The 693-nt window shown below is 25.8% G+C and carries 1 protein-coding gene; it reads left to right on the forward strand.

The window, feature by feature from the left end:
• Nucleotides 1-298: 298 nt before the first annotated feature.
• Nucleotides 299-693: hypothetical protein (locus AMN78_RS00915; RefSeq protein WP_143323149.1), on the forward strand; the 395-nt coding region annotated here is incomplete at its 3' end.

The following is a 693-nucleotide window of genomic DNA, read 5'->3' on the forward strand; positions in this document are numbered from 1 at the left end:
ATACTATTGATTCAACGACTCAACTTATTTTATCTACAGATAATACTTACTTTAAGTATATAGGTAAATAATAGAGTTATTCTCGAAAAGTATACTTCATTTTTATTTAATTCTAAATAAATAATAAATTCTATATAAAAATCCTGTTTATAATAGACTAAGATTTTATATTGGAATAGACTAGGCATAATTATTAATATAACAAGCTAAGTATTAATTCACATATTTTACTTATGCTCTTTACAAATAAAACATTTTTCTGAGTCTATTGTGAGGTTAATTATTTTTGGTAATACAAATGAATAAAAATATTTTTCTCTCTCTAATTGTAATATTTATTTTTTATGCATGTGAGAAAGAACCTATTGTTGAACCTGAAACAAGTACAGAAATTGTATTAGGTGCTTCAGGTGACCCTGCTGAATATTTTTATGATTTTTATTCAAATTCAGATATAAGCTCCAAATATCTTTTTTATTCAACCTCGACTCAAATTAATGCTCCGTCAACTCTTGATCCGACAAAAGACACATTAAATCTGAGGAGCTTTTCACAACATTTATTAACAGTTTCATCTGATGAATATTCTGGTTATACTACTAAAGAACCTTTTAGTGAGATTGAACAGGGAATTGATATTAATAATGACGGTGTATATCATGGTTCTGTAATAGATAAATTAACTTTTACAGC

It is taken from the genome of Candidatus Pelagibacter communis, from assembly GCF_001179945.1.
Taxonomy (GTDB): domain Bacteria; phylum Pseudomonadota; class Alphaproteobacteria; order Pelagibacterales; family Pelagibacteraceae; genus Pelagilacustribacter; species Pelagilacustribacter ubique_A.